4 protein-coding genes are annotated in these 2,958 nt (G+C 69.4%); 2 read left to right on the top strand and 2 right to left on the bottom strand.

Features of this window, described 5'->3' with window-relative positions; translation table 11 throughout:
* Together AC1DYN_RS31965 and AC1DYN_RS31960 are read left to right on the top strand one after the other, a co-directional pair.
* The coding region (locus AC1DYN_RS31965; RefSeq protein WP_477966734.1) for a universal stress protein at window positions 1–856 on the top strand (856 nt) is incomplete at its 5' end.
* An 18-nt stretch (window positions 857–874) separates the two neighbouring features.
* A complete protein-coding gene (locus AC1DYN_RS31960) occupies window positions 875–1,336 on the top strand; it encodes a hypothetical protein (protein ID WP_477966732.1) in 462 nt (153 codons plus the stop codon).
* On the opposite strand, the gene AC1DYN_RS31955 is transcribed toward AC1DYN_RS31960, so the two are convergent.
* Window positions 1,315–1,857: a flavin reductase family protein gene (locus tag AC1DYN_RS31955; RefSeq protein ID WP_477966730.1), complete on the bottom strand. Its 543-nt coding sequence runs from the start codon at window positions 1,855–1,857 to the stop codon at window positions 1,315–1,317. The genes AC1DYN_RS31960 and AC1DYN_RS31955 overlap by 22 nt on opposite strands.
* Window position 1,858: 1 nt before the next feature.
* The gene (locus tag AC1DYN_RS31950) at window positions 1,859–2,950 is read right to left on the bottom strand and encodes an NAD(P)H-dependent flavin oxidoreductase (RefSeq protein ID WP_477966736.1); all 1,092 of its coding nucleotides are present in this window, start codon (window positions 2,948–2,950) and stop codon (window positions 1,859–1,861) included.
* Window positions 2,951–2,958: the final 8 nt, after the last annotated feature.

The raw sequence follows: 2,958 nt of genomic DNA, 5'->3' as shown, positions 1-2,958 counted from the left end.
CCCCATACGAACGGAGTCAACCATGTTCAAGACTATCCTGCTGCAGATCGACGGCGGTGCGGGCCAGGCCAGCCGGTTGCGCGCGGCGGCAGTGCTGGCCGAGATGCACGGCGCCCACCTCGTCGGCGCCGGCGCCACCGGCATCTCGCTGGCCAACTATGCGGTGCTCAATGGCGGCATGGCCGCGCCGCTGTCCGATCGCGCGTTCGAGGCGCTGCGCGACAACGTCCGCATCCGGCTTGACGCATTTATCGAGCAGGCGCAGCGCTTCGGCATCGCCGGCGCCGAAGCGCGCCTGTTCGAGGGCAGCACGCACGACGGCCTGCTGCTGCAGTCGCGCTATGCCGACCTGATCGTTGTCAGCCAGCCAGACCCCAACGATCGTTTTGGCGCGGAACACGGCCTGCCGCAGACCCTGGCACTGGGCGGCACACGTCCCGTGCTGGTGGTGCCCACCGCCTACGACGGCGCGCCAATCGCTGCCAACGTGCTGGTTGGCTGGGATGGCTCGATGCCGGCCCAGCGCGCCATCTGCGCCGCCCTGCCCCTGCTCGCCGGTGCCGGCAGCGTCACGCTCGGGCTGGTCAACCCCGAACGCCAGTCCGAGCTGCACGGCGACGAGCCGGGTGCGGATATGGCGCTGTACCTGGCGCGTCATGGCGTCAAGGTCAACGTCGTCGTCGCGCATACCCGTGCACGGGAGAGCGACGCGCTGATCGACATGGCGCGCGACGTCCACGCTGGCCTGATGGTAGCAGGCGCTTTCGGCCACAGCCGCTACCGCGAATGGTTCCTGGGCGGCGTCACGCGCGACCTGCTCGGCAGCGCGCCGGTGCCGCTCCTGATCGCGCATTGATCGCGCACTGATCGCACCATGGGCTTTCGCCATTATCCGGGCGGCGGGGCGGGCGCCATCGGCGCCGCGATTCGCCATGCCCGGCGCCGCCTGTGCGTGCGCCTGGCGTGTGCGCTCGATCCTGCCCGCACGCCGGATGCCGATTTCGTGCGCGAGTTTCCCGCGCTCGTGGCCCTGGTCGAAGCGGGATTCCGGCACGAAGAAACAGTGATGGAATTGCTCGACTATCACCGCCGGCATGATCACCTGGCCGACAACGCCGTCGTCCTGGCGGCGCTGCACCGCGCCTTGCCGCTGATCGAAGAAGGCGACATCGCGCTCGGCCGGCGGCTCGTTGCGGCGCTGCTCGACCTGCTGTCGCTGCATCGGATTTCCACCGATCTCGCGCTGGTCACGACGCCACGCGCACCTCCGGGCCGCCAGGGCGGCCACCTGGCGGGCGCACTGAAGCGGCGCGACTACTTCAAGCCGTCGCGCTGACGCCGGATCACCTTGCCCGCCACCATGAAGGTGCCATCGCCCTTGTAATGCAGCGTCTCCGGATGCCGCGGCCGCGCCGCCGCGCGCGCCGCCACCACTTCCCAGATGAAAAAGTCATAGCGTTCAACGAGGCTGTCGTCATGGAGCCGGCACTCGAACTGGGCATGGCATTCGCGGATCGATGGCGCCGCCACCAGTTCGCTGGCCTCCGGCGTCAGGCCGAACGCCGCGAACTTGTCGGTGTCGGCACCGGACGTCGAGCCCACGCCCAGCACCGCCTCGAGCTGGCTGCTGGTCGGCAGGTTGATCACGCATTCGCCGCTGGCGCGGATCAGGCCGTGGCTGTGGTTGGCAGACGAGATCACGCAGCCAATCAGGGAAGGACTGAATTCCATGACCGTGTGCCAGCCCATCACCATCACGTCGCGCTCGCCCGCGTGGGCGGACGTGACCAGCACCACCGGTCCCGGCTCCAGGAAACGGCGCACTTGGTGCAGCGGCAGGTCGGGTTTGCGCGCCATCTTACGTTTCGTGCGCCGTGCGCATTTCTTCGGTCAGCAGCGCCACGAGCTGCGCCGCCGGCATGGGCCGCGCCAGTGCATATGCCTGCCCGGCCCAGTTGACCGAATAGTCGTCGAGCCCCTTGCTGCTGGCGGCGGCATGCAACGCCTTGGCGGCGTCGTAGGCGATCGGATAATCGGGCACCGGCGGATGCCCGGGCGTGTCGATCTCGTTGACGAAGTGATTGATGATGCCGCGCGCCGGCCGCCCGGAAATCGTCGCGGTGACGGCCGTGCCAAGATCCGGTTGCGTCAACAGCGCGCGATAATGCGTTGACGTCTGCGCTTCCGGGCAGGCCAGGAAGGCCGTCCCCATCTGCACACCACGCGCGCCCAGCCGCAGGCTGGCGGCGATCCCCTGCCCGTCCATGATGCCACCGGCCGCAACCACTGGGATCCGCACGGCCTTGGCCAGCAGGCGCACCAGCGCGAACGTGCCGAGCGCCGGGTCGGGCACGGCCGGATCGAAGATGCCGCGATGCCCGCCTGCCTCGTAGCCTTGTGCGACGACGATGTCGATGCYGGCCGCCTCGATGGCACGCGCTTCGGCCGGGTTGGTGGCGGTGGCCATCAGCACGCAGCCGACGCCGTGCAGCGTGTCGATCTGCTGCGCGGTCGGCACGCCGAAATGAAAGCTGACCACGGCCGGGCGCGTGCGCACCAGCACCTCGAGCATGTCGGGGTCGTCCAGGAAGCTGCGGTAGATTTCGCGCAGCACGCTTGGCGGGGCCTGGCCCGTGCGCGCGAAGTGCGGCGCCAGGTGATCGAGCCAGCGCGCCTCGCGCGCCGCATCAGGCCGCGCCGGCGCGTGCGTGAAGAAGTTGACGTTGAACGGGCCGCCCGTCAACCCCTGCAGCGCCGTGATCGCGCTTTCCGCCTGCGCTGGCGTGACGTGACCCAGCGCGAGCGACCCGAGGCCGCCTGCCTCGGTCACGGCCGCCGCGAGCTGCGGCGTGCCGAAGACCGCCATCGGCGCCTGGATGATCGGATGGCGGATGCCGAGCAGCGTCGTCAAGGTGYTCACGGGCACTCCATGTGTGGTTGGATCGGCCACCAGTATAG

It is taken from the genome of Rhizobacter sp. P2_D12, assembly GCF_056404395.1.
This window is presented reverse-complemented; position numbering and strand designations above follow the sequence as displayed.